Raw genomic sequence first — 21318 nt, 5'->3', positions numbered from 1 at the left:
GGCATGACCAGCGGTTTGACCCCTCGCAGCCGTCCCTCCAGTCGCCAGGCGGGGGGATGGCTGCACAGCCTCTCACGCATGCTGGCAGTGGCCGCCCGGGCCGAGCGGCTCAAGCCGGACGACAACAGCAGCGGCGCCCGGCGCCTGCGCCAGCGGCTTGAACTGGGCCAACGCCTGCTCGACCCGCTGCCCAAGGCCCTGCGCACCTCCAACTGGCAGGAGGAAGTGGTGTGGAAAGCCCTGCGCTGGGGGGGAGCCGGAATGCTGCTGGCACTGTGGTTGAAGCGCTGAGCAGCCGTCTCAGGCCGTCACCGCTGCCTCGCGAGGGCGTGTGGCGCACCAGACCCGGGTCATGAAATGCGTCTGGGCCGTGACCGCCTCGAAACCGGCCTGTTGCAGCCGGGCCTCGATGTCGTCGCCCACGTAATCGCGGTAATAGGGCTCGTGGAACACACGGCGGAAGTTCTCCATCGCTGCAGAGAACTGGGGCGAGTCGGCCAGCTGGATCGAGTCGGCCAGCAGTAGGACCCCTCCCGGCTCGAGCACCTTGAAGCAGGCGTTGATCACGTTCTGCCGCGCCTCGGCGGGAAGTTCATGGAGCAGGAACACGCAGGTGACGGCCTGGAAGGAGCCATCGGCGAACGGAAGGGCCTCAGCATTGCCCTGCACCAGCTGGGGCAGCTCACCCGGCAGCTGGCTCAGGCAGCGGTTGGCTTCACGGAGATAGGCGGCCGAGAGGTCGAGGCCCACCAGCTGCACCCCGGGCAGGGCCCCGCGCAGCTGGCGCAGGGTGCGGCCCGTGCCGGCGGCCACATCAAGCACCCGCAGCTGACCCGGACGACGATCGGCGAAGGCCCGCAGGCCCCGCTGAAGCGGCGCCAGCAGACGGCGACGCATCGGATCGGCGGTGCCGTTGAACAGGATCTCCACCTGCAGGTCGTAGAGCGCGGCGGAGTGGTCGCTCAGGTAGCCGTCGGTCTGGTGGTGGAAGTTCTGCAGGTAATAGCCGGGGTAGTTCTCCGGCTCCACATCCCGCGGCAGGTCGCGGACATTGCGCTGGCTGCGCCGGCTCCAGATGTTGGGCAGGTCGAGCCAGACCAAGGGGTAGCGGGTGGCCCAGTCAAGCCAGGGGGCATCGAACAACAGCGAGGCGGGATACACCCCCCGCTCCGCTTCCTGCCAGTCGAGTTCCAGCAAGCGGTCCATGGAGGCGCGCAGCTGGTTGAGCATCTCCGGTGGCACCGGTACGGTCTTCGGGCCCCCGTCGGCGGCCAGCAGCTGCCCCAGACGGGTGCTCAGCTCCTTGTGCGCCACTCCCACCAAGCTCTTGCCTTGCTGGAGGGTCTGGTACGCGAGCTTGCTCACGGCATCGGGCATGGCGGCGCGGGAACATCCCTTCACATCGGCTTCATTCCAGCGGATCGCCGCGGAGGTCGCGAGCCCCACGCGCCCGAATCTTCCGGCGAAACCGGTCTGATCGCGGGCTCAGACCGACCGGAACGGCTCCCCTTGAGGTGGGGCCAGCGGCAGTCGCCGCCGCTGTCGCTCGATCCAGAAGGCAATCCAGGCACTGCTGAACACGTCACCCTCCAGCAGGAAGGCATGGTCCGTGGCCAGAGCCTCCAGCGCGGCGAGCGGGTGCGTGGGCAGCGGCGGGAACGGGTCTGGCTGGGCCTCCGCCGGCGGATGGGAGGGATCGAGCACCTGGATCCCGCCGGGATCGATCTGGCGGCGGATGCCATCGAGGCCCGCCAGCAGCAGGGCGCTCCAGGAGACGTAGGGATTGGCAGCGGCCTCAATGGCCACGAACGCCAGTCGCTGGCTGGCCGGCGTGGGCCGGGCCACCGGCAGACCTACCACGGTGCTGCCAACCCCTGGCGCGTAGGCCCGGCGCAGTGGCGCAGCGCTGCCTGCGCCCCCCCAACCGCCATCGATCGACGCACCGGTGCCGGTGAGGGCAAGCAGGGCCGGGGCATGCAGCAACAGCCCACCGATGTACCAGCGGGCCGTCTGGGAGAGATCGGCGCGGGTGCCTTCGCCGTAGAACAACGGCAGGCGGGCCTTGCGAAGGCTCTGGCTCACCGGCAGGCAGCCGGCCGCCTCCGCCGGCCGCTCCGCCGCCACCAGGGCCGCTGACAGCCCGCAACAGGCGGCCAGATGATGGGCGGTGTAGCCGAGCCGCATCAGGCCATCGGCAGCGGGAAGCAGCTCCGCGGCCTGCAGGGGGGCAGGCGTGCCCAGCAGCGAGAGCAGTTCGCTGCGGAAGGCCAGCGACCGCTCCGGCAACGCTGCTGCCTGTCCGTGCTCCCCCAGGGGGATGCGGCCGGCGGAGCGTTCACCGGCGCCACGCAGCAGCAGATGCGGAGCCACCTGGAACAGGGCCGTGTCCGCCAGGCCAGAGCTGGCCAGCGCCTCGGTGGCGCGGCTGGCCAGCGAGCGGGCGCAGCCGGGATGGCCATCGGAGCGGCAGCGCATCCAGCCGAACAGGCTGAGCGGTGCGGTGGGGAGGAACGGATCACGCCAGGCACTGGCGGCATCGAGCACCACCGCCGCTTCCTGCAGATCCCCTGCCGCGAGCGACTCCCCGCCGAAGCCAGCGGCGGGCAGGGCTGCAACGGACACACCTTCGCTGAAACTGGACGGCTGGATCAGCTCGGCGGCCACGGTGAGGTGATGCCAGCGGCCGGACAGGTCGCAGAGGCCGAGATCGACCCGTTCAATCGCCTGATCACGTAGCCGGCGCAGGACGTCATCGACGGTCAGAGCCATGGGCGAAAGGGAAGGAAGAGGAGCGCAAGTGGGGACCAGCAGACCAGCATGACCCCGGCCCCCGTAGGGCCGGCGGGGCTGAAACAGGCCGAACGGCCTGCGTAACCGTTTCTGTCAGATTCGGCAGATCCCTCAGCTGGACAGGGTTCTGGGCATTTCACAGTGCTAGCTTCCAGCCCAGGTGCGTCGATTTCAACGTCATGCGCGATGCCATCACCGGTCTGATCGGCCGGTATGACCAGCTGGGGCGCTATTTCGATCGGAACGCGATCGATCGCATCTCCGCCTACCTGGCGGAAGGCGAACAACGGCTCATGGCTGTGGAAATCATCAACCAGGGAGCCACCGACATCGTGCGGGAAGCCAGCCGGCGCCTGTTCGAGCAGGATCCCGAGCTGCTGCTGCCCGGCGGCAATGCCTACACCACCCGGCGCCTGGCGGCCTGCCTGCGGGACATGGACTATTTCCTGCGCTACGCCAGCTACGCCCTGATCGCCGACGACGCCACGATTCTCAACGAGCGGGTGTTGAACGGTCTCGACGACACCTACAAGAGCCTGGGAGTTCCCACGGGCCCCACGGTGCGCAGCATCACGCTGCTGGCCGATGTGGTGATGGAGCGGCTGGCCGAAGCCGGTTTTGATCCGGCTCCGCTCGTGCGGGTCCCCTTCGATCACATGGCCCGTGGCCTGTCTGCGCTCGACGTGCGCTGCCGCTGAATCCGCTCCAAGCCGTGTCTGCCCAGGGCCAGCTCTGGCCTCTGGGTAGGCTGCAACTCACTTCTTCGACGCCCTGCTGGCCTTGGTCACACAGTCTTCCGATCTCCCGGTGAACGATCGTCATCGGCTCCCCCTGGAACCGATCGCCACCCCCGATCGCCTGCTGCTGGGCCCAGGGCCGTCGAATGCCCATCCCACGGTGCTGGCTGCGCTGGCACGCACACCGATCGGTCACCTCGATCCGATCTACATCGAGCTGATGGGCGAGGTGCAGGAACTGCTGCGTTACGCCTGGCAGACCGACAACCGCCTCACCATCCCGATGAGCGGCACCGGCAGTGCCGCCATGGAAGCCACCCTGGCCAACACCATCGAACCGGGTGACAAGGTTCTCGTGGCCGTGAAGGGCTATTTCGGCCTGCGGCTCGTCGACATGGCCCAGCGCTACCGCGCTGAGGTGGTCACGATCGAGCGCCCCTGGGGGGAAGCCTTCAGCCTCGAAGAGCTCGAAGCGGCGATGGCGCTCCACAAGCCGAAGATCCTGGCGCTTGTTCATGCCGAAACCTCCACCGGTGTGTGCCAGCCGATGGAAGGCATCGGCGATCTCTGCCGCCAACACGACTGCCTGCTGCTGCTCGATACGGTCACATCGCTCGGCGCCGTGCCGGTGCATCTCGACGCCTGGGGCGTGGATCTCGCCTACAGCTGCAGCCAGAAAGGGTTGAGCTGCCCTCCCGGCCTTGGTCCCTTCACCATGGGCCCTCGGGCTGAAGCCAAGCTGGCTGCCCGCAGCGGCAAGGTGCCCAACTGGTACCTGGATGTGTCACTGCTCAACCAGTACTGGGGGAGCAACCGGGTGTACCACCACACGGCACCGGTGAACATGAACTTCGGCATGCGCGAAGCGTTGCGCCTGCTGGCGGAGGAAGGCCTGGAGCACGCCTGGGGCCGCCATCGCAGCAACGCCGAGCGCCTCTGGAGCGGCCTGGAGCGGCTCGGCCTTGAGCTGCTTGTGCCACAGCCCCTGCGCCTGCCCACGCTCACCACGGTGCGCATTCCCGAGGGTGTGGATGGAAAGGCCTTCAGCCTCCATCTGCTCAACCGCCACGGCATCGAAGTGGGCGGCGGGCTCGGCGCGCTGGCCGGCTCGGTGTGGCGCATCGGCCTGATGGGCTACAACAGCCGCGCCGAAAACGTCGATCTGCTGCTCAATCTGCTGGAGACGGAGCTGCCGGCGTTCCAGTCGGGCCGCACGGCCGTCGCTGTCGCCGCTGCCTGAACCAATCCGCCAGGAGCAGGGTGGCCTGCACCTCCAGCAAGCCACCCTCCACCTCCATGCGGTGGTGAGCGCTCGGGTGCCGGGCCAGGTCCACGGTGCCACCCAACCCTCCGCGTTTGGCGTCTCCGGCGGCGAACAGCACCCGCCCCATACGGGCCTGCACCAGGGCGCCGGCGCACATCGGGCAGGGTTCGAGCGTCACGATCAAGCTGCAGTCGTTGAAACGCCAGCTGCCACGCATGGCCGCGGCCTGGCTCAACGCCACCAGCTCGGCATGGCCGAGCGGATCCTGATCCAGCTGGCGGCGGTTGCTGCCCCAGCCGAGGCAGCGCCCTTCCCCATCCAGCACCACCGCCGCCACAGGGATTTCTCCCCTATCACCGGCGCGGCGGGCCTGGCGCAGCAACCGCTCCATCCACAGGCGCTGCTGGGCGGCAGGAACGGGCGGAGGGCTCAGCACAGCGCAGCGGTGGCCGGGTCGGGCACCCAGCGTGTCAGTGCCTCCATGCTGAGGGACGGCAAGGGAGAATGAAGCCCCTTCCTGCACCGCCGTTGGCCGTCACGCCACACCTGCACCAGGCGCTTGAGCCGTTGCCGTTCGCAGCGCCAGGGCAGGCCGATCCGCTGCTGGAAGCGTTTCTCAACGGGGCGGTGCAGCAGCTCTGCCAGTGGCTGGGCACAGCCACCAGCCGCCCGCCACTGCCCGGGCTGAGCCTGTTGCCGGAACTGGAGCCCCGCCGCCACGGCCTGGATGGCACCACGCTGCTGGCCGACCTGCAGGTGCTGATGGACGGGGCCTACAACCCCAACCACCCCGGCGCCCTGGCCCACCTCGATCCGCCGCCGCTCACCGCTTCGCTGGTGGGCGACCTCGTCTGCGCCGGCCTGAACAACAACCTGCTCTCCGAAGAGCTGTCCCCCTCACTCAGCCGCCTGGAGCGGGGCCTGTGCGGCTGGCTGGCCCGTCGCCTCGGGCTGGGAGACGCCGCTGGCGGCATCCCTGCCAGCGGCGGCAGCCTCAGCAACCTGATGGCGCTGGTCACGGCGCGCCAGAGCCGCGGCCTGCAGCACCGCCCAGACGTGGTGGTGCTGACCAGCACCGACGCCCATGTATCGCTCGACAAGGCGGTGCTGGTGATGGGACTGGCGCCTGAGGCCTTGCTGCGGCTGCCCACCGATGCAGAGGGACGGCTGGATCCGCAGCGGCTGGAGCAGGCGCTCACTGACCTGCAGCGGGCCGGCCGGCCCGTGCTGGCCGTGGTGGCCACCGCCGGCACCACGGTGCGCGGCGCCGTGGATCCGCTGGAGCCCCTGGCCGAGCTGTGCCAGCGCCATGGCCTCTGGCTGCACGTGGACGGGGCGATCGGTGGCGTGCTCGGCCTCAGCACCGTGCACTGCGGGGGTGTCGCAGGGCTGGGCCGGGCCGATTCGGTCACGTTGAACCCCCAGAAGCTGCTTGGGATCACCAAAACCTCTTCGCTGCTACTGCTGGCCGAGCCCGACGCCCTGCACCAGACCTTCGGCACCGGGCTTCCCTACATGGAACCCAGCTGGGGAGGCGCCCATGGCGGCGAGTGCGGGCTACAGGGAAGCCGCAGCGCTGAGATCCTCAAGCTCTGGCTTGGCCTGCGTCAGCTCGGGCTCGAGGGGATCGACCAGCTGGTGGGCGAGGCGATCGCCCGCCGCCAGCGGCTGGAGCAGCTGCTGCACGCCGCGGCCCCGGCCGGGGCCCTCAGCCTGGTGAGTGGCCCGTTGCACCTGCTGGCCTTCCGGCCCAGCGGCGCCGATGCCCAGGCCTGCGCCCAGTGGTCGCAGCAGTGCCGTGCGGCGCTGCTGGCGGAGGAGTTGATGCTGTCCCGGCCGCTGCATCAGGGCCACCATCACCTCAAAGCGGTGCTGGGCAACCCCCACACCCAGGGCGAACATCTGGAGCGGCTGGCCGCCGTGGTGGCCCGCTCGCTGCCCGTGCCTTCCGCGCTGCTGGTGCCTTCCCATGGCTGATTCCGACAAGCGCGGCCGCTGGGTGGCCATCCTCACCGGGGCGATCTCGATTCTGATCGGGGTGCTCTACCTCGGGCTGATCACGGTGCTCGACGCCCGCGGCCCCCTGCTTCCCCCTCCCCCCGAGGCCCTGGGCGTGGCGGCAGCTGGGGGTCCTTCCGCCGCTGCAACGGCTCCACCACCCGGTTGAAGGCCGCCTGCAGGAAGTCCTTGAGGGCCCCCTCGCGGCGGTTGAGGTCGTAGAGGCGGCGCACCACCTCCTGCATGCCGCCATCACCCCAGTCCTGCCCCTGCTCGAAGTAGGTGAGAAAGCTCTGACCGGCAATGCGGGTGAACCAGGCCGCACTCACCCCCTGCACCGCCTTGCTCACGATCAGCGCCGGCAGGTTGAGGGTGAGGGCGGAGCCGATCAGGGCCAGCCCGCCCTTGATCACGCCAAGACCGGCCAGCGTGCGCCCCACCGACAGGGCCAGATCCTGGCCGGCCTCCCGCGTGAGGGTGACGCCATAGACCTTGCCAAGCTCCACCACCATCTGGGCGTTCACCGCCGCGGTGCCAAGCAGATCCACCACGGGCAGGGGCGTCACCACGAGCACCCCGGCACCGATCCACATGTAGCGATCCACGATGCGTTCGCCGTCGCTGCGGCGCTGGGCGCTGAGCAGGGCCCGGCTGGCCTCGCTCAGCCGGCGGCTCTGCAACAGGATGTTGTCCGCCAGCAGCTCCTCACCGTCCTGATGCAGCACGGTGGCGATCCGTCGCAGCAGGGCATCGATCTCCGGCAGCGGCTGGTGCGGGCGGCCCCCGGGCAGCGGTACCGACTGGGGGGCGGCGCTGGCAGGCAGCACGTCCTCGTCGGCGAGGCGGCCGGAACAGCGGCGGCGCAGCAGCTCAAGCAGGCGGCGCTCCTCCTCCTGGCCGCGCAGATCGCACTTGTTGAGCACCAGCAACAGGCGCTTGCCGAGGCTGGCGAGCGCCTCGAACACCTCCAGTTCAGCGGCGCGCAGGTCGCCGTCGACCACGAAGAGCAGCAGATCGGCGCGGGCGGCCCGTTCCCGCGCCGTGATCTCCCGTTGGCGGCCATCACTGCCTGCTTCCAGAATGCCGGGGGTGTCCACCAGCCGCAGACCGCGGCGCAGTCCCTTGAGCCGCAGGCGGTAGACGCGGCAGTCGCCGGTGGAGCCCATCGCGGCACCCACCTCCCCCACCACTTCATCCAGCAGGGCACGGATCAGGGAGGTCTTGCCGGTGGAGCCGGTGCCGAACACCACCAGCTCGAGATCACCACGGGCCAGCTCCGCCTCCACCCGTTCCCGCTCCTGCCGCAACGCCACGCGCGCCACGTCGTCCCGGACCCGTTCGAGCACCTGATCGATCGCCTGCAGCTGCCGTTCGGCCGCCTCCTGGCGGTTGCCGGGCGCCACGGCCGGCGGTGGCGGCGCTGCCGGCGGGGGGCGGCGGCGCCAGGCCAGCAGCCAGGGGCCGGCAAAGCGGGCCACCAGCAGCACACCACCACCGATCAACAGCAGGGTGACCGGGCCCACCAGCCAGGCCGGCAGCAGGTAGCTGAGTTGCCAGAGCAGATTGTTGACGGCCTGGATCAGCACGGAGGCCGCCACGACGGCGGCCAGCGCCACCGCCAGCCAGATCCAGAGGCGGAAGCGGGGCATCAGCGCCGGGCGACGGCGGCTGGGGTGCCGCTGGGCGCCGCCCGCATGATGTCGCCCCAGAGGGCAGCGGCCTGGGCGCTGGAGCCACCGGTGGGGCGGTTGTCGTCGTTGCCGAGCCAGATGCCCATCACCATGTGCCGGCGCGGTTCGAAGCCCACGAACACCAGGTCACGCGCCTCGTTGGTGGTGCCGGTCTTGCCACCCTCGTTGCCACCCAGGTAGGCGGCAGTGCCGGTGCCGGAACGCACCACCGCGCGCATCATCCCTTGCATGGCCTTGGCCGTCTGGGGTTTGACCACTTGCCGGCCCGGGCTCACGCTTCTGGCAGTACGGGCCCGCTGCTCGCGACAGCGGGCGCTGTCGAGGCCGGCACAGGTTTCGGCATCGGTGAGGCGGCGGATGGTGCTGGGCGCATGCCACACCCCGTCGTTGACCAAAGCCGCGTAAGCGGCGGTGAGCTCGGTCAGCACCACCTCACTCTGGCCAAGGGCCAGCCCGGGAACGGCATGCAGTGGCGAGGTGATACCGAGGTCTCGGGCCGTCTGCTCGACCGCCTCCAGCCCGACGCGGCGGGCCAGCCGCAGCGCGGCGGTGTTGCTGCTCATCGCGAAGGCCTGCCGCTGGCTGATCGCGCCGCGGCAGGTGCTGGCGAAGGATTGCCCCGCCCAGGTGAGCGGGCCGCAGTCGATGCCATCGCCGGGCTTGGCACCACGCTCCAGCGCCGCCACGTAGGTGAACAGCTTGAAGGTGCTGCCGGGCTGCCTGAGGGCCATGCTGGCCCGGTTGAACTGGCTGCGTCGGTAATCGCGGCCGCCGGCGATCGCCAGCATCCCGCCGCTGCGGCTGTCGAGCACCACCACCGCCCCTTCCGAGGCGCCGCCGCGGGCCAGGGCCCGCCGCAGCTGGCGCTCCACCACCTGCTGCAACGCCGGATCAAAGTGGGTCTCCACCAGGAAGTTGCCCTCCACGGCCACCTCCGCACCCACCAGGGTTTCCAGATCAGCGCGCACCTGATCGGTGTAGAAGGGCGCCGGGCGTCCCTGGCCACTGCGGCAGGCCTTGGGGCCGAGCTGAATCGGCCGGCGGCGGGCCTGGCGGGCCTGATCGGCGCTGATCTTTCCCGTGTCGGCCATCTTGGCGAGCACGGCATTGCGCGCGTCCAGCGCCGCCTGGGGATTGGAGCAGGGATCGTGGCCGTTCGGCGAAGGGAGCAGACCCACCAGCAGGGCCGCTTCATCCAGATCGAGCCTGGCGGTGGGTTTGCCGAAGTAGCTGCGGGCGGCATCCTCGAAGCCCCAGCCCACGCCCAGATACACCCGGTTGAGGTAGCTGAGCAGCAGCTCGCTCTTGCTGAATCGGGCTTCCAGCTGCAGCGCCACCAGCAGCTCGCGCCACTTGCGGGCCAGGGTCTCGCCCTGCCCCACCTGGTCGGGGTAGAGGCTGCGGGCCAGCTGCTGGGTGAGTGTGCTGCCCCCCTCCAGCACGCGCCCGCCCAGCAGGTTGGTGACCAGGGCGCGACCGGTGCCGATCGGATCCACCCCCGGATGCCACCAGAAGCGGCTGTCCTCACTGGCCAGCAGCGCATCCCGCAGCACCGGCGGGAAATCGGAGAGGTTCTTGTTCTCGCGGTGTTCGCGCGAATCGGCTGATTGCAGGGGCCGGTTGGCGCGGTCGTAGAGGGCCAGCGGGCCCCGCACCGGCGCCAGGCTGCCGCGCAGCGGCAACTGCAGCGCTGACAGACCCAGCAGCAGCAGGCCGGCCCCGGCAGCGCCAGCCAATGCCAAGGTGCCGGCCCGGGCCAGGCGCAGCAGCCGGGGCATGGGTCGCCGCTGGAACACCAGTTCTGGCAACCCCGGCTCCGAGGGCGGGCCGAGCCGCACCACGTCGCCGTCCCGCAGGAGCAGTGCAGTCACCCGGCTGCCGCGCCAATAGAGGCCGTTGGTGGAGTTGTCATCGCGGATCAGCCAGTCACCGCCCACCTGCTCCAGCAACGCGTGCTGCTTGCTCACCGCCGGATGGTCGATGCCGACCTCCAGGCGGTTATCGCGGCCGATGCGATAGAGGCCGCCGTAGAGGGCCAACCGGCGTGAGGGCTGACCGGGGAGGAACACCTCCAGCACAGCGCCTCCCGCTTCGGGCGGCTGCGCCAGGCGCTGCTTGAGGCGCTCAAGTCCCGCGACCACGGCTCTCCTCCAGCAGGTCGAGCGCCAGGCAGATCACGGCCACGTTGATCGCCACATCCGCCAGGTTGAACACCGGAAAGCGCACCGGCACCAGTTCGAGAAAATCCACCACCCAGCCGAGCCGCCAGCGGTCGAGGCCATTACCGAGCGCACCACCCAACAGCGCCCCCACCCCCAGCCACTGCCAGCGGCGCAGGCTGCTCTGGCGCTGGATCCACACCCCCAGGCCGATCGCTACCACCAGGCTCACCAGCGCCAGCGCCTTGGTGGAGCCGGTGAACAGGCTGAAGGCGGCGCCGGTGTTGAAGACGAGGCGCAGGCGCAGCAGACCGGGCAGCAACGGGCTGCTGGAGGTGCCGGAGAGGGCCGACAGGGCCCAGGCCTTGCTGGCCTGATCGAGCACCAGCACCACCAGGGCGGTGATCCAGGCGGCGCGGCGGCGATGGCCGGCGAGGCTCATGACGGCCCCCCGTTCACGAGCTGACCAGCAGCAGCCGGCGCAGCGGCACGGCCAGCACTGCCACGGCGCAGCAGAGCATCAGCTGGGGCAGCAGCGGACCGAGGCTGTAGGCGAGCAGCAGATCGCCCAGGCCCCCTCCCCAGCGGCCCACCAGTCCACCGAGCAGCAGGTAGGCGAGGCCGCATAGCTGGATCACCCCCAGGCCGAACAGCGCCGCCCCCATCAGGCGCAGCAGTTCGCCCATGCCGGGCTGGCTGGCCAGGCGGCCGCTCAGCCAGGCGGCCGGGATGAAACCGGCCAGAAAGCCGAAGCCCGGATCGAGCAGGTAGGCCATGCCGCCACCGGTGTGGAACACCGGCAGCACCAGCAGGCCAAGGCTCAGGTAGGCCACCGCCGCCAGCAGGGCCGGCCGTGGGCCGCACACCAGGGCAGTGAGCAACAGGGCCGGCACCTGTGCGGTGACCGGCAGTTCGCGCAGGGCGTAACCCCCATCCACGAAGGGCATGGCAACGGCGACACGGATCAGGCCGCCGCTGATGATCAGCAGAAGTCCGACGATGGCGCCGCTGCAGTTGGCTAAGGCCCGCAAGCAAGGGAGATCTGGTTGGCTCCATCCTGCTGTAGTGGGGGGCAGCTGCACAGCCTTGCCAATGGACGAACCGCCATCCCCTGCCTATGCCGTCGGTGCCCTGGTGCAGCTGGGCGAGCGGCCGGCCTATCTCAAGACCGCCGACCCGATGCCGATGCTGCGACCGCCCGATCTGGTGGACAGCGGAGAGGTGGGTCAGGTGGTGAGCCTCAGAGCACTGGGACAGCTGGCCGTGCGCTTTCGGCGTGGCACCTTTCTGCTGGAGCCCGATCAGCTCTGCGCCGCCGCTGACACGGACCCCCCTGCCGAACGCCCCAACGGGTGAGCGGCCCAGGCCCGTTCCGCCATGGCGAGGGCGCCAGCTGGACCGCACAGGCTGAGGCTGGGGGCTGCCAGCAAACTGCGCGCCACTTGCTGCAGGGCGTGGGGGGTGAGCGCTTCGGCGCGGACCACCGCCTCATCGGCGTAGGACCAGGGCAGGCCATGGCCGAGCACCAGCGCCTGGCGATCGGCCACCTGGCCACCCGTCTGGCGGCCAACCGCAGCGGAACCGCGGAACTTCGCGAGGGCGAGCTGCCACTCCGGGAGGGTGAGGGGTTGATCCAGCAGCCGCTGCCATTCGTTCAGCAGCTCGGTGGTGGCCAGCGCCGCCCGCTCGGCTGAACTGGAGAGGTGGCAGACGAACGGGGCGGCCCCGCGGCGAGCCGGCAGGTGCACACCCACGTCGTAGGCAAGGCCGTGCTCTTCGCGCAGGGCCACGAACAGCCGGCTGGACATGCCCACACCGAGATGGCACTGCAGCAGGCGCAGAGCCAGGGAGCGGGGATCGGCCAGGGGCACCGTGGCGGCTCCGAGCATCAGCACCAGCTGCTCGGTGTCCTGCTCCACCGTCACCAGCTCAGGGCCGCCGCAGCCTGCGGGGCCGGCGCCGGGCTGCGGCGCAAAGGTGGTCCAGGGAGAGGGTTCCTGACCCTCATCCGCCACCTCCAGCAGATCCCGCACCGCCTCGGGCGGTTGGCCCGCCATCACCAGCACCGCCCCCTGCGAGCCGAGCCCGGCGGCGGCCTGCGCCAACCGGGGCCGCTCCACGGCGGCGAGCTCATCGTCCACACCCAGGGGGTCATGGCCGTAGCCCCCCTGGCCGTAGAGCTGGCGGCGCAACAGATCGTGGGCCTGCTGGAACGGATCTTCCCGCTGGCGGGCGAGGGTCTGCAGGTTGAGCTGCCGCTCAAGGCTGAGCTGATCCGGCGCCAGCCACGGGCTGCGCACCATGGTGTGCAGCAGCGGCAGCACGGCAGAGGCATCGGCCGTGGCGCACTTGAGGCTGATCACCAGGGCGTCTTCGCTGGCTTCGCAGCGCAGTTCATCGCCGAGGCCCTCCACCAGATCGGCAATCGCCTCGCCACTGAGGTTTCCGCAGCCGCGGGTGAGCAGGCCGGCCAGCAGCTGGGCGCGACCCCGCTCACCGGGCGGGTCGGCAGCGCTGCCGCCCCTGATCCAAAGGCGCGCCGACAGGATCGCCGGGCCAGGGCGCCGGCTCACCCAGACCGGACAGCCGCTGCTCAGGGTGAAGGTGTCAGGCGCCGGCAGGGGGGGGATGGGAGGAATGCTCATGCGGGCAGGGCCAGCACACGGCAGGCGCGCTCAGGGGCGAACAGGGGCAGGATCTCAGCGTGCAGCCGTTGCGGCGTCCAGAGCCGCAGCCGTTCGAGCGGCTCCTGCAGGGGCTCCAGCCGCCCCCAGAGGCTCTGGTTGCCGATCAGCCCCGCCACCGGCGAAGCCGCCTCCAGACCAAAGCGATAGCCGTTCGCCACCAGCCGCTGGGCCCGCTCCCACTCGCTGGTGCTGGGGGGCGTGACGCTGAGCTCCTGCCAGACCTTGCCGATCTCCGCCTCCACAGCCTCCGCCTGATCGGGTTCGCAGACGGCTTCGAGCAGGGCCAGACTGCCGGCCTCGAGCACGTTGAGATCGAGGTCAACACTTTCCACCAGGCGCAGATCCTCCCGCAACCGCTGCACCAGACGGCTGCGGCGTCCCTCCGCCAGCAGGGTGGTGAGCAGGTCAGCGCCGGCCGTGGCCTCCAGATCGGCAGCGGCGGGCAGTTGCCACACCATCAGCAGGCGGGCCGCCTCCAGGCGAGGGAGCCGGAGGGTGTGGCGGCCGGGCTGCAGCGCGAGGACTGGGGCAGGAGCGGCCGAGGGCGCAGAAGCAGGGGCCGATGGGGTGGCTGGTGTGGCGGTAGCAGGGGGCTCGCCGGGTCCGGCACTGGCGGAGAGGCCTGCAGGATCAGCCAGGTCGGCCAGGGCGCTGCCCGCCACCATGGCCTCGAGATCCAGGCCATCGAGGGCACCGGCCACCGCCAGGCTGCAGGCGCTGGGCCGGTAGCCGCGCCGGTGGAAGGCAGCCATGCGCTCGGGGTTGTGGCGGGTGAGGGCCTCACGCTCACCGAGAATCGCCAGTCCGTAGGCATGACCTGGGCAGGCCAGCGCCAGCAGCCGCTGGAAGGCCACGTCCTCCGGCTGGTCTTCGCTCTGGGCGAGTTCTTCGAGCACCACCTGGCGCTCCATGTCGAAATCGGAGGCCTCCAGGCGCGGGTGCAGCACCAGATCCAGCAGCAGATCGAGGGCTTCCGCCGCCGCCGCCGGTGGAATCAGCACGTGGTAGTGGACGTCATCGAAGCCGGTGGCGGCATTGCTGCTGCCGCCGAGCGCCTCGATGCGCTGATCGAACGCTCCAGGGGCAAGGGTTTCGCTGCCCTTGAACACCATGTGCTCGAGGAAGTGGGCCAGGCCGGATTCGGCCGCCTGCTCGCTGGCGCTGCCGGCGCGGCACCAGAAATCCAGGCAGACCACCGGCGCCTGCTCCTGCCGCACACTCACCACCGGAACGCCGTTCTGGAGATGGAAGGCCTGGGGCGTCGGCAGGGCCTCATGCAGGGCAGGCAGGGAGCTCAACGGTTCAGATCCTGGCCGTGGGAAGATCAGCATTCTGCTGGCTGAGGCTGCATTGGCGAGCGCCACGATCCCAGCCACCGGCGGGGTGCACCCCTTGGTGGACACGCTGGCGGCAGCGATCCGCAGCAGCTGGCAGGCGCTGCCAGAGCTGGAGCCGCTGGCGATCGCCGACGACCTGGAGGCGATCAGCGGCAGCCTCGATGGCGAGCGGCTGTTCATCCACAACGAGCTGCGCCGCTGCCGCGGCCTGCGCAAGCTGCATCTGGAAACCGCCCGGCTGGGGGCCGGTCTGCAGATCCTTCACTGCGTCTACTTCCCTGATCCCCGCGCCGATCTGCCGGTGTTCGGCGCCGACATCGTGGCCGGGCCGGCGGGGGTGTCCGCCGCGATCGCCGATCTCTCCCCCACCCGCGGTGCGCTGCCGGAGGGCATCGCCGGGGCCCTGGCGGCCCTGCCGGTGCATCCCTTCAGCCAGCCACGGGAGCTGCCGCCCTGGGGCACGATCTTCTCGCCCTACGTGCGGTTCGTGCGCCCGGCAACCGCCCAGGAGGAGGGCTGGTTCATTGAAGAAGTGCAGGGCTTTCTGGCGGTGCTCTCGGCCGCAGCCCAGGCCGCCCACTTTCAATCGTGGGACGATCCAGCTACGGTTGCTCGGTATCACGGTCAGCTGTCGTATTGCCAGCAACAGAAACGAAACGACAAGACGCGGCGGGTGCTGGAGAAGGCCTTCAGCCCAGCGTGGGCCGACCGGTACATCGAGGAGCTTCTGTTCGACGATCCGCCGGAGCTTCCCTGACTCCCGGCCGTCCCCGCGCCCTGCGCATCGCGATCGCGGCGCTCGTGGTGGCGGGCGTGGCTGCGGTGGCCTGGCAGTTCCGCCCGAAGCCGGCCCCCACGCCGGCACCCGTCGCCAGCAGCCGGCCTGCCGTGGTGGATGCCATTTCGGCGCTGGGCCGGCTCGAACCGGCCGGTGACATCCGCAATCTGGCGGCACCGATGTCGGAGATGGGCGGCAGCCCCCGCATCTCCGAGCTGCTGGTGCAGGAGGGAGACAGCGTGGCGGCGGGGCAGTTGCTGGCGCGCTTCGACAATCGCCCTTCGCTGCTGGCCCGGCGCAGCCTGGAGCGCAGCCGCATCGCCAACTTGAACCGCAGGGTCGCTGTGCTGGAGCGTGAAGTGAACCGCTACCGCCAGCTCGCCCGCAATGGCGCCGTCGCCGCCTCCGAACTGGAAACGCGCGAACTCACGCTGCTGGAGCTGCAGGGCAACCTGCGTGAAGCCCTTGATCAGATCGCACGCACCGAAACCGATCTGGTGAACAGTGAGTTGCGTGCTCCGATCAGCGGCACCGTTCTGAACGTCGAAGCCCGGGCGGGCGAGCGGCCCGGCGACAAGGGCATCCTCCAGATCGGTGCCAGCGACCGCATGGAAGTGGTGGCCGAGGTGTACGAGAGCGACATCCGCCGGGTGAAGCTCGGCCAGACCGCCAGCATCAGCAGCGAGAACGGCGGCTTCGATGGCAGCCTGCGCGCCCGCGTGATCCGGATCAGTCCGCAGGTGCAGCAGCGGGAGGTGCTCGCCACCGATCCCACCGGCGATGCCGACGCGCGGGTGGTGGAGGTGCGGCTCGCGCTGGATCCGGCCGATACCGCGAAGGTGCGCAACCTCACCGGAACCAAGACGATCACCCGCTTCGACCCATGAGCCGGAGCCTGCCGTGATGCGCGTCCCCTTGCTCGGGGATCTCTGGGCCGCCCGGCGCATCCCCCTGGCCTGGCTGCTGCTCACCCGTCAGCCCATGCGGCTGCTGGTGGCGCTGGCGGGGATCAGCTTCGCGGGCATCCTGATGTTCATGCAGCTGGGCTTCCGCGACGGCCTGTTCGACGCCAGCATCACAATCCACCGGCTGTTCGACGCCGACCTGGTGCTGATGAGCCCGCGCACGATGAGCTCGATCAGCATGTCGAGCTTTCCGCGCCGCCGGCTCGTGCAGGCCCTCGGTGACCCTGCGGTGCAGGGGATCACCCCGGTGCACTGGAGCTTCCTGCTGTGGCGCAACCCTGAAACGCTCGCCACCCGTCAGATCCTGGCGCTTGGCTTCGAGCCGAACGATCCCCTGTTCACCGACCCGGGCCTGGCAGCCAAGGCGAAGCTGCTCACCCAGCGCGACCGGGTGCTGTTCGATGAGGCCTCAAGGCCGGAGTTCGGGCCGGTGGGTCCGTGGTTCCGCGAAGGGAAGACGGTGGAAACCGAGGTGGATGGCAAACGGGTGCGGGTGGCGGGCCTGGTGGCCCTGGGCCCCTCCTTCGGCGCCGACGGCAACCTGATCACCAGCACCGAAACCCTGCTGCGGCTCAAACCCAACACCCCGCCGGGGGCGATCGAGCTGGGCCTGATCCGCCTTCGGCCCGGCGCTTCCCCAGAGGTGGTGCAACAGCGGTTGCGGGAGCGACTTCCCGCCGACGTGACAGTGTTCACCAAGCAGGAGTTCGAGGAAGCCGAGAAGGACTACTGGCGCACCAGCACCGCGATCGGGTTCATCTTCACGCTCGGTGCCGCCATGGGCTTCGTGGTGGGCTGCGTGATCGTGTACCAGATCCTCTACAGCGACGTCAGCGACCACCTGCCCGAGTACGCCACCTTGATGGCGATGGGCTACCCACTTGTGACCCTGCTGGGGGTGGTGGCCCGGGAGGGCATCCTGCTGGCCGTGCTCGGCTATGTGCCGGCCTACGCCGCCGGCACTGGCCTCTACCACCTGGTGCGCTCCGCCACGCGCTTGCCGGTGGGGATGGAAGCCAACCGCTCCCTGTTGATCTTCGGCCTGATCCTGGTGATGTGCATGGGCTCCGCAGCCCTGGCCATGCGCAAGCTCGGCGATGCCGATCCTGCCGAAATCTTCTGAGCCCTGCGCCGATGTCCCCCGTCACCAGCACCGTCACGAGCCCAGCCGACTACGGCAGAGCCGATGCCGGCGCCAACGCCTCGGCCATGGTGGAGATCAGCGGCCTCTGCCATTCCTATGGCAAGGGAACGATGCGCCGGCAGGTGATCCAGAACGTGGATCTGCGCATCGACCCGGGCGAAGTGGTGCTGCTCACCGGCCCGTCGGGATGCGGGAAAACCACGCTGCTCACGCTGGTGGGGGCGCTGCGCCAGGTGCAGGAGGGCCACGTGCGTGTGCTGGGCCAGGCCTTGGAGAACAGTGGCCGCGGCGAGCGGCAGCGCTTGCGGCGCCGCATCGGCATGATTTTTCAGGGCCACAACCTGTTGCGTTGCCTGACGGCCGAGCAGAACGTGCAGATGGGGGCGGATCTGCTGCCGGGGCTTGGCTACCGCGCCCGCCGCGACCAGGCCCGCGAATGGCTGCGGGCCGTGGGGCTCGGCGATCACCTGGGCAAGTTGCCCCACGACCTCTCGGGCGGTCAGAAGCAGCGGGTGGCGATCGCCCGGGCCCTGGCCACCCATCCACGCCTGCTGCTGGCGGATGAACCCACCGCCGCCCTCGACAGCCAGAGCGGCCGCGAGGTGGTGGAACTGCTGAAGCGCCTGGCGCGCGAGCAACAGTGCGCCGTTTTGATGGTCACCCACGATCCGCGCATCCTTGATGTGGCCGACCGGCTCGTGAAAATGGAAGACGGTCGCCTGTCGTCCGCGCCACTGGCGATCGCTGCGACAGCGCACTGAGGGGGCCCGGAAGCTGCGCTCCAGCGGAGCAGCTGACTACAGCTGTGAGCTGCGGCGGTGATCTGCTGCCATGAGCTTCAGCTGAGCTGCCGCAGTGAAACTGGGCCGTCTGAAACGACGGCGATCCAGGGCCGTGCGAAAGGGCAGTGCTGGCTGGGCGAGCTGAAGCCGCTCGGAACCCATTGGCTAGAGTGAACGATCTCCCGTACCCAGGTCGTCCATGGCGAAACGCCGGAACCTCAAAAAGGAAAAGCAGGAACGTAACCGCTCCTACGCCCGCAAATTCAAGAAGCGCAAGCTCCGCAACGACGGTCGCGGTGAAGGTGCCGGCAACGGTGTCACCGGCACCGCCAACAACGGTGGCGCCGCCGACTGAGCCGTCGCGCCACGCCCCTTGATCAATGGAAAGGGATCCTGCGGGGTCCCTTTTTTTGCCTCTCGATTCGCCCTCCCCTCCGGCTTCCCCCGTCCTCCCTTCGTTTCAGGCGCATGTTTCTCAGCGTCGTCATTCCCACCTACAACCGCCGGCCCATCCTCGAGAAGGCACTCACCGCGCTGGAGCAGCAGCGGCTCGGAGCCCCGATCGAGGCCTACGAAGTGGTGGTGGTCGACGACGGCTCCACCGATGACACCCCCGCCTGGCTGCGCCAGGAGGCCGGCCGCTTCCCCCACGTGCGGCTGGTGGAACAGGACCATGGCGGTCCGGCGGAAGGGCGCAATCGGGGCGTCGCCCATGCCCGCGGCGATGTGATCGTGTTCATCGACAGCGACCTGGTGGTGAATGACGGCTTCCTGCTGGCCCATGCCGAGGCCCTGGTCGCCTACTGGGAGCGGCACGGCCACCGCCGTTGCTTCACCTACGGCGCGGTGATCAACACCTCCAACTTCGAGGACCCGCGCAGCGAACCCCACAAGCTCAGCGATCTCTCGTGGGCCTACTTCGCCACCGGCAATGTGGCGATCGACCGGGCACTGCTGGAGCAGGCCGGCCTGTTCGATACCGGCTTCCGGCTCTACGGCTGGGAAGACCTCGAACTGGGCGAACGGCTAAGGCAGCTCGGGGTGGAGCTGGTGCGCTGCCCTGCAGCGGCGGGGTATCACTGGCATCCGGCCCTGCGCCTGGAACAACTGCCCGATCTGGTGCGCATCGAGCAGGAACGGGCGCGCATGGGCCTGGTGTTCTACCGGAAGCACCCCACCCGCAGGGTGCGCTTCATCATCCAGTTCACCTGGTTGCACCGGCTGCTGTGGGAGGTGCTCACCCTCGGCGGGCTGGTCAACGAACGCACGCTGCGGCCCCTGCTGGCCTGGTTGATCCGCCGCGGCCAGCCGGGGCTGGCGATGGAGCTGCTGCGGCTGCCACTCAACCGGCTTGGCGTGCGGGCTCTTTACCGGGAAGCAAGGGCCGCAGGGCTGCGCTGAAGGCCCGTTTGGTAATTTGAGTGGTCCCCACAAACCGCACACCTGTCCGTTTCGGGTGTTCACACGATCAAGGGCGCCTCTTTCTCGAGTCGCTTCGTGCTGAACCCAGGCAGGTGGAGGCGAACCCGAAACCCTCTCCACCCATGGCTGTCGTAACCCTCTCCGAAATGATGGAGGCGGGTGCCCACTTCGGGCACCAAACCCGCCGCTGGAATCCCAAGATGTCGCGCTACATCTATTGCGCGCGCAACGGGGTCCACATCATCGATCTCGTGCAGACCGCCGTCTGCATGAACAACGCCTACAAATGGACCCGCAGCGCCTCGCGCGCTGGCAAGCGGTTCCTGTTCGTGGGCACCAAGAAACAAGCCTCCGAAGTGATTGCTCAGGAGGCTGCCCGCTGCGGCGCCGCCTACGTGAACCAGCGCTGGCTGGGCGGCATGCTCACCAACTGGAGCACGATGCGCGCCCGCATCGATCGCCTCAAGGATCTGGAGCGGATGGAGTCTTCCGGCGCCATCGCCATGCGGCCGAAGAAGGAAGCGGCCGTGCTGCGGCGCGAGCTGGAGCGGCTGCAGAAGTATCTGGGTGGTCTGAAGAACATGCGCCGCCTGCCGGATGTGGTTGTGCTGGTGGACCAGCGCCGCGAAACCAACGCCGTTCTGGAGTGCCGCAAACTCGACATTCCCCTGGTGTCGATGCTTGACACCAACTGCGACCCCGACCTGGCCGACGTGCCGATCCCCTGCAACGACGACGCCGTGCGTTCCGTGCAGCTGGTGCTGGGCCGCCTGGCCGATGCGATCAACGAAGGTCGCCATGGGGCCCAGGAACCCCGCGACGACGACGAGGGCTGAAGCCCTCCTCCGCCTCCCTCAGCCTCTTCACTCCCTCTCCCTTCTCCCCCTCCGTTTCTGTCATGGCTGAGATTTCAGCAAAGCTCGTCAAGGAACTGCGCGAAAAAACCGGCGCAGGGATGATGAACTGCAAGAAGGCACTGGCCGAAAACGCCGGTGACATGACCAAGGCCGCCGAATGGCTGCGCCAGAAGGGCATTGCCACTGCGGAGAAGAAAGCCGGTCGTACAGCAGCGGAAGGGGCGATCGGCAGCTACATCCACACCGGCGCTCGCGTCGGTGTGCTGCTTGAACTCAACTGCGAAACCGACTTCGTCGCCCGCGGTGATGTGTTCCAGGAGCTGCTGCGCAACGTGGCGATGCAGATCGCCGCCTGCCCCAACGCCGAATACGTGAGCACCGAGGAGATCCCCCCGGAAATCGTCGAGCGCGAGAAAAGCATCGAAATGGGCCGCGATGATCTTGCCGGCAAGCCCGACAAGATGAAGGAGAAGATCGTCGAGGGACGCATCGGCAAGCGGCTCAAAGAGCTCGCGCTGCTGGAGCAACCCTTCATCAAGGACAGCGCGATCACTCTGGCCGAACTGGTGAAGCAGGTGGCCGGTCAGGTCGGTGAAAACATCCAGGTGCGGCGCTTCACCCGTTACACCCTGGGTGAGGGCATCCAAGTCGAAGCCAGCGATTTCGCCGCTGAAGTGGCGGCCATGAGCGGCCCGAGCGCTTGAGCG

22 protein-coding genes are annotated in these 21318 nt (G+C 69.3%); 13 read left to right on the top strand and 9 right to left on the bottom strand.

All coding sequences use genetic code 11. From position 1 onward, the window contains the following. The first annotated feature begins 3 nt into the window (after positions 1-3). Complete coding sequence (locus ACWJI3_RS12150; protein ID WP_094513133.1) at positions 4-291, top strand: hypothetical protein; 288 nt, start codon at positions 4-6, stop codon at positions 289-291. 9 nt (positions 292-300) lie between these two features. On the opposite strand, the gene ACWJI3_RS12145 is transcribed toward ACWJI3_RS12150, so the two are convergent. Continuing rightward, positions 301-1377 (bottom strand): class I SAM-dependent methyltransferase, encoded by a 1077-nt coding sequence (locus ACWJI3_RS12145; RefSeq protein WP_094513476.1) that lies wholly within the window; start codon positions 1375-1377, stop codon positions 301-303. 108 nt (positions 1378-1485) lie between these two features. Continuing rightward, the gene (locus tag ACWJI3_RS12140; RefSeq protein WP_480203815.1) at positions 1486-2769 is read right to left on the bottom strand and encodes a type I glutamate--ammonia ligase; all 1284 of its coding nucleotides are present in this window, start codon (positions 2767-2769) and stop codon (positions 1486-1488) included. A gap of 200 nt (positions 2770-2969) precedes the next feature. Here ACWJI3_RS12140 and ACWJI3_RS12135 point away from each other — a divergent pair, with 200 nt between their 5' ends. Continuing rightward, positions 2970-3488 (top strand): allophycocyanin subunit beta, encoded by a 519-nt coding sequence (locus tag ACWJI3_RS12135; RefSeq protein WP_094513131.1) that lies wholly within the window; start codon positions 2970-2972, stop codon positions 3486-3488. A 73-nt stretch (positions 3489-3561) separates the two neighbouring features. Next, positions 3562-4767, top strand: a complete 1206-nt coding sequence (locus tag ACWJI3_RS12130; protein WP_369803057.1) for a pyridoxal-phosphate-dependent aminotransferase family protein — start codon at positions 3562-3564, stop codon at positions 4765-4767. Here ACWJI3_RS12130 and ACWJI3_RS12125 read toward each other — a convergent pair. Continuing rightward, a complete protein-coding gene (locus ACWJI3_RS12125; RefSeq protein ID WP_399221456.1) occupies positions 4697-5227 on the bottom strand; it encodes a nucleoside deaminase in 531 nt (176 codons plus the stop codon). The genes ACWJI3_RS12130 and ACWJI3_RS12125 overlap by 71 nt on opposite strands. Before the next feature lie 68 nt (positions 5228-5295). Here ACWJI3_RS12125 and ACWJI3_RS12120 point away from each other — a divergent pair, with 68 nt between their 5' ends. Further along, positions 5296-6768, top strand: coding sequence for a pyridoxal phosphate-dependent decarboxylase family protein (locus ACWJI3_RS12120; RefSeq protein WP_399221458.1), 1473 nt, complete (start codon positions 5296-5298; stop codon positions 6766-6768). 80 nt (positions 6769-6848) lie between these two features. On the opposite strand, the gene ACWJI3_RS12115 is transcribed toward ACWJI3_RS12120, so the two are convergent. From ACWJI3_RS12115 to ACWJI3_RS12100, 4 genes are read right to left on the bottom strand one after another with little or no spacing between them, the layout of a single operon-like run. Beyond that, on the bottom strand, positions 6849-8438 hold the full coding sequence (locus ACWJI3_RS12115) for a YcjF family protein (RefSeq protein ID WP_480203814.1): 1590 nt from the start codon (positions 8436-8438) through the stop codon (positions 6849-6851). Beyond that, entirely contained in the window at positions 8438-10621 is a 2184-nt protein-coding gene (locus ACWJI3_RS12110; RefSeq protein WP_399221486.1) for a transglycosylase domain-containing protein, read from the bottom strand. The genes ACWJI3_RS12115 and ACWJI3_RS12110 overlap by 1 nt, the downstream gene beginning before the upstream one ends. Continuing rightward, a complete protein-coding gene (gene lspA / locus ACWJI3_RS12105) occupies positions 10605-11081 on the bottom strand; it encodes a signal peptidase II (protein ID WP_255101267.1) in 477 nt (158 codons plus the stop codon). Before lspA ends, ACWJI3_RS12110 begins: the two co-directional genes overlap by 17 nt. Before the next feature lie 13 nt (positions 11082-11094). Further along, complete coding sequence (locus ACWJI3_RS12100; protein WP_094513125.1) at positions 11095-11670, bottom strand: biotin transporter BioY; 576 nt, start codon at positions 11668-11670, stop codon at positions 11095-11097. A 61-nt stretch (positions 11671-11731) separates the two neighbouring features. Here ACWJI3_RS12100 and ACWJI3_RS12095 point away from each other — a divergent pair, with 61 nt between their 5' ends. Further along, entirely contained in the window at positions 11732-11995 is a 264-nt protein-coding gene (locus ACWJI3_RS12095; RefSeq protein WP_255141200.1) for an NAD(P)H dehydrogenase assembly family protein, read from the top strand. Here the strand turns inward: ACWJI3_RS12095 and ACWJI3_RS12090 are convergent. Continuing rightward, entirely contained in the window at positions 11941-13284 is a 1344-nt protein-coding gene (locus ACWJI3_RS12090; RefSeq protein ID WP_255141199.1) for a M16 family metallopeptidase, read from the bottom strand. The genes ACWJI3_RS12095 and ACWJI3_RS12090 overlap by 55 nt on opposite strands. Beyond that, the gene (locus ACWJI3_RS12085; protein WP_255141198.1) at positions 13281-14624 is read right to left on the bottom strand and encodes a M16 family metallopeptidase; all 1344 of its coding nucleotides are present in this window, start codon (positions 14622-14624) and stop codon (positions 13281-13283) included. Before ACWJI3_RS12085 ends, ACWJI3_RS12090 begins: the two co-directional genes overlap by 4 nt. 52 nt (positions 14625-14676) lie before the next feature. On the opposite strand from ACWJI3_RS12085, the gene ACWJI3_RS12080 reads away from it, so the two are divergent. The 8 genes from ACWJI3_RS12080 to tsf all read left to right on the top strand — a co-directional run bounded on the left by ACWJI3_RS12080 (position 14677) and on the right by tsf (position 21315). Next, positions 14677-15420 (top strand): phycocyanobilin:ferredoxin oxidoreductase, encoded by a 744-nt coding sequence (locus ACWJI3_RS12080; RefSeq protein WP_255141197.1) that lies wholly within the window; start codon positions 14677-14679, stop codon positions 15418-15420. Further along, positions 15363-16328: an HlyD family efflux transporter periplasmic adaptor subunit gene (locus tag ACWJI3_RS12075; protein WP_255141196.1), complete on the top strand. Its 966-nt coding sequence runs from the start codon at positions 15363-15365 to the stop codon at positions 16326-16328. Before ACWJI3_RS12080 ends, ACWJI3_RS12075 begins: the two co-directional genes overlap by 58 nt. 16 nt (positions 16329-16344) lie before the next feature. Then, positions 16345-17529 carry an ABC transporter permease DevC gene (devC, locus tag ACWJI3_RS12070; protein ID WP_255141195.1) on the top strand — a complete coding sequence of 395 codons (1185 nt, stop codon included), beginning with the start codon at positions 16345-16347 and terminating at the stop codon, positions 17527-17529. An 86-nt stretch (positions 17530-17615) separates the two neighbouring features. Further along, complete coding sequence (locus ACWJI3_RS12065; RefSeq protein ID WP_094513461.1) at positions 17616-18311, top strand: DevA family ABC transporter ATP-binding protein; 696 nt, start codon at positions 17616-17618, stop codon at positions 18309-18311. 220 nt (positions 18312-18531) lie between these two features. Beyond that, positions 18532-18687, top strand: coding sequence for a hypothetical protein (locus tag ACWJI3_RS12060; RefSeq protein WP_011129965.1), 156 nt, complete (start codon positions 18532-18534; stop codon positions 18685-18687). A gap of 113 nt (positions 18688-18800) precedes the next feature. Next, on the top strand, positions 18801-19733 hold the full coding sequence (locus tag ACWJI3_RS12055; protein ID WP_255141194.1) for a glycosyltransferase family 2 protein: 933 nt from the start codon (positions 18801-18803) through the stop codon (positions 19731-19733). A gap of 143 nt (positions 19734-19876) precedes the next feature. Next, positions 19877-20590 carry a 30S ribosomal protein S2 gene (rpsB, locus tag ACWJI3_RS12050; protein WP_094513119.1) on the top strand — a complete coding sequence of 238 codons (714 nt, stop codon included), beginning with the start codon at positions 19877-19879 and terminating at the stop codon, positions 20588-20590. A gap of 62 nt (positions 20591-20652) precedes the next feature. After that, positions 20653-21315: a translation elongation factor Ts gene (gene tsf / locus ACWJI3_RS12045; protein ID WP_094513118.1), complete on the top strand. Its 663-nt coding sequence runs from the start codon at positions 20653-20655 to the stop codon at positions 21313-21315. Positions 21316-21318 lie beyond the last annotated feature (3 nt).

Source organism: Marcopretia estuarina LEGE 06307 (assembly GCF_056633115.1).
Note: the sequence above shows the minus strand (reverse complement) of the source record. Positions and strands in the feature narration are given on the sequence as shown.

Bases quoted from the DNA above. Each gene is read 5' to 3' on its own strand.
- ACWJI3_RS12150 (WP_094513133.1), top strand. From the start codon at position 4: ATGACCAGCGGTTTGACCCCTCGCAGCCGTCCCTCCAGTCGCCAGGCG.
- ACWJI3_RS12145 (WP_094513476.1), bottom strand. From the start codon at position 1,377: ATGCCCGATGCCGTGAGCAAGCTCGCGTACCAGACCCTCCAGCAAGGC.
- ACWJI3_RS12140 (WP_480203815.1), bottom strand. From the start codon at position 2,769: ATGGCTCTGACCGTCGATGACGTCCTGCGCCGGCTACGTGATCAGGCG.
- ACWJI3_RS12135 (WP_094513131.1), top strand. From the start codon at position 2,970: ATGCGCGATGCCATCACCGGTCTGATCGGCCGGTATGACCAGCTGGGG.
- ACWJI3_RS12120 (WP_399221458.1), top strand. From the start codon at position 5,296: ATGAAGCCCCTTCCTGCACCGCCGTTGGCCGTCACGCCACACCTGCAC.
- ACWJI3_RS12115 (WP_480203814.1), bottom strand. From the start codon at position 8,438: ATGCCCCGCTTCCGCCTCTGGATCTGGCTGGCGGTGGCGCTGGCCGCC.
- lspA (WP_255101267.1), bottom strand. From the start codon at position 11,081: ATGAGCCTCGCCGGCCATCGCCGCCGCGCCGCCTGGATCACCGCCCTG.
- ACWJI3_RS12095 (WP_255141200.1), top strand. From the start codon at position 11,732: ATGGACGAACCGCCATCCCCTGCCTATGCCGTCGGTGCCCTGGTGCAG.
- ACWJI3_RS12090 (WP_255141199.1), bottom strand. From the start codon at position 13,284: ATGAGCATTCCTCCCATCCCCCCCCTGCCGGCGCCTGACACCTTCACC.
- devC (WP_255141195.1), top strand. From the start codon at position 16,345: ATGCGCGTCCCCTTGCTCGGGGATCTCTGGGCCGCCCGGCGCATCCCC.
- ACWJI3_RS12065 (WP_094513461.1), top strand. From the start codon at position 17,616: ATGGTGGAGATCAGCGGCCTCTGCCATTCCTATGGCAAGGGAACGATG.
- ACWJI3_RS12060 (WP_011129965.1), top strand. From the start codon at position 18,532: ATGGCGAAACGCCGGAACCTCAAAAAGGAAAAGCAGGAACGTAACCGC.
- ACWJI3_RS12055 (WP_255141194.1), top strand. From the start codon at position 18,801: ATGTTTCTCAGCGTCGTCATTCCCACCTACAACCGCCGGCCCATCCTC.
- rpsB (WP_094513119.1), top strand. From the start codon at position 19,877: ATGGCTGTCGTAACCCTCTCCGAAATGATGGAGGCGGGTGCCCACTTC.
- tsf (WP_094513118.1), top strand. From the start codon at position 20,653: ATGGCTGAGATTTCAGCAAAGCTCGTCAAGGAACTGCGCGAAAAAACC.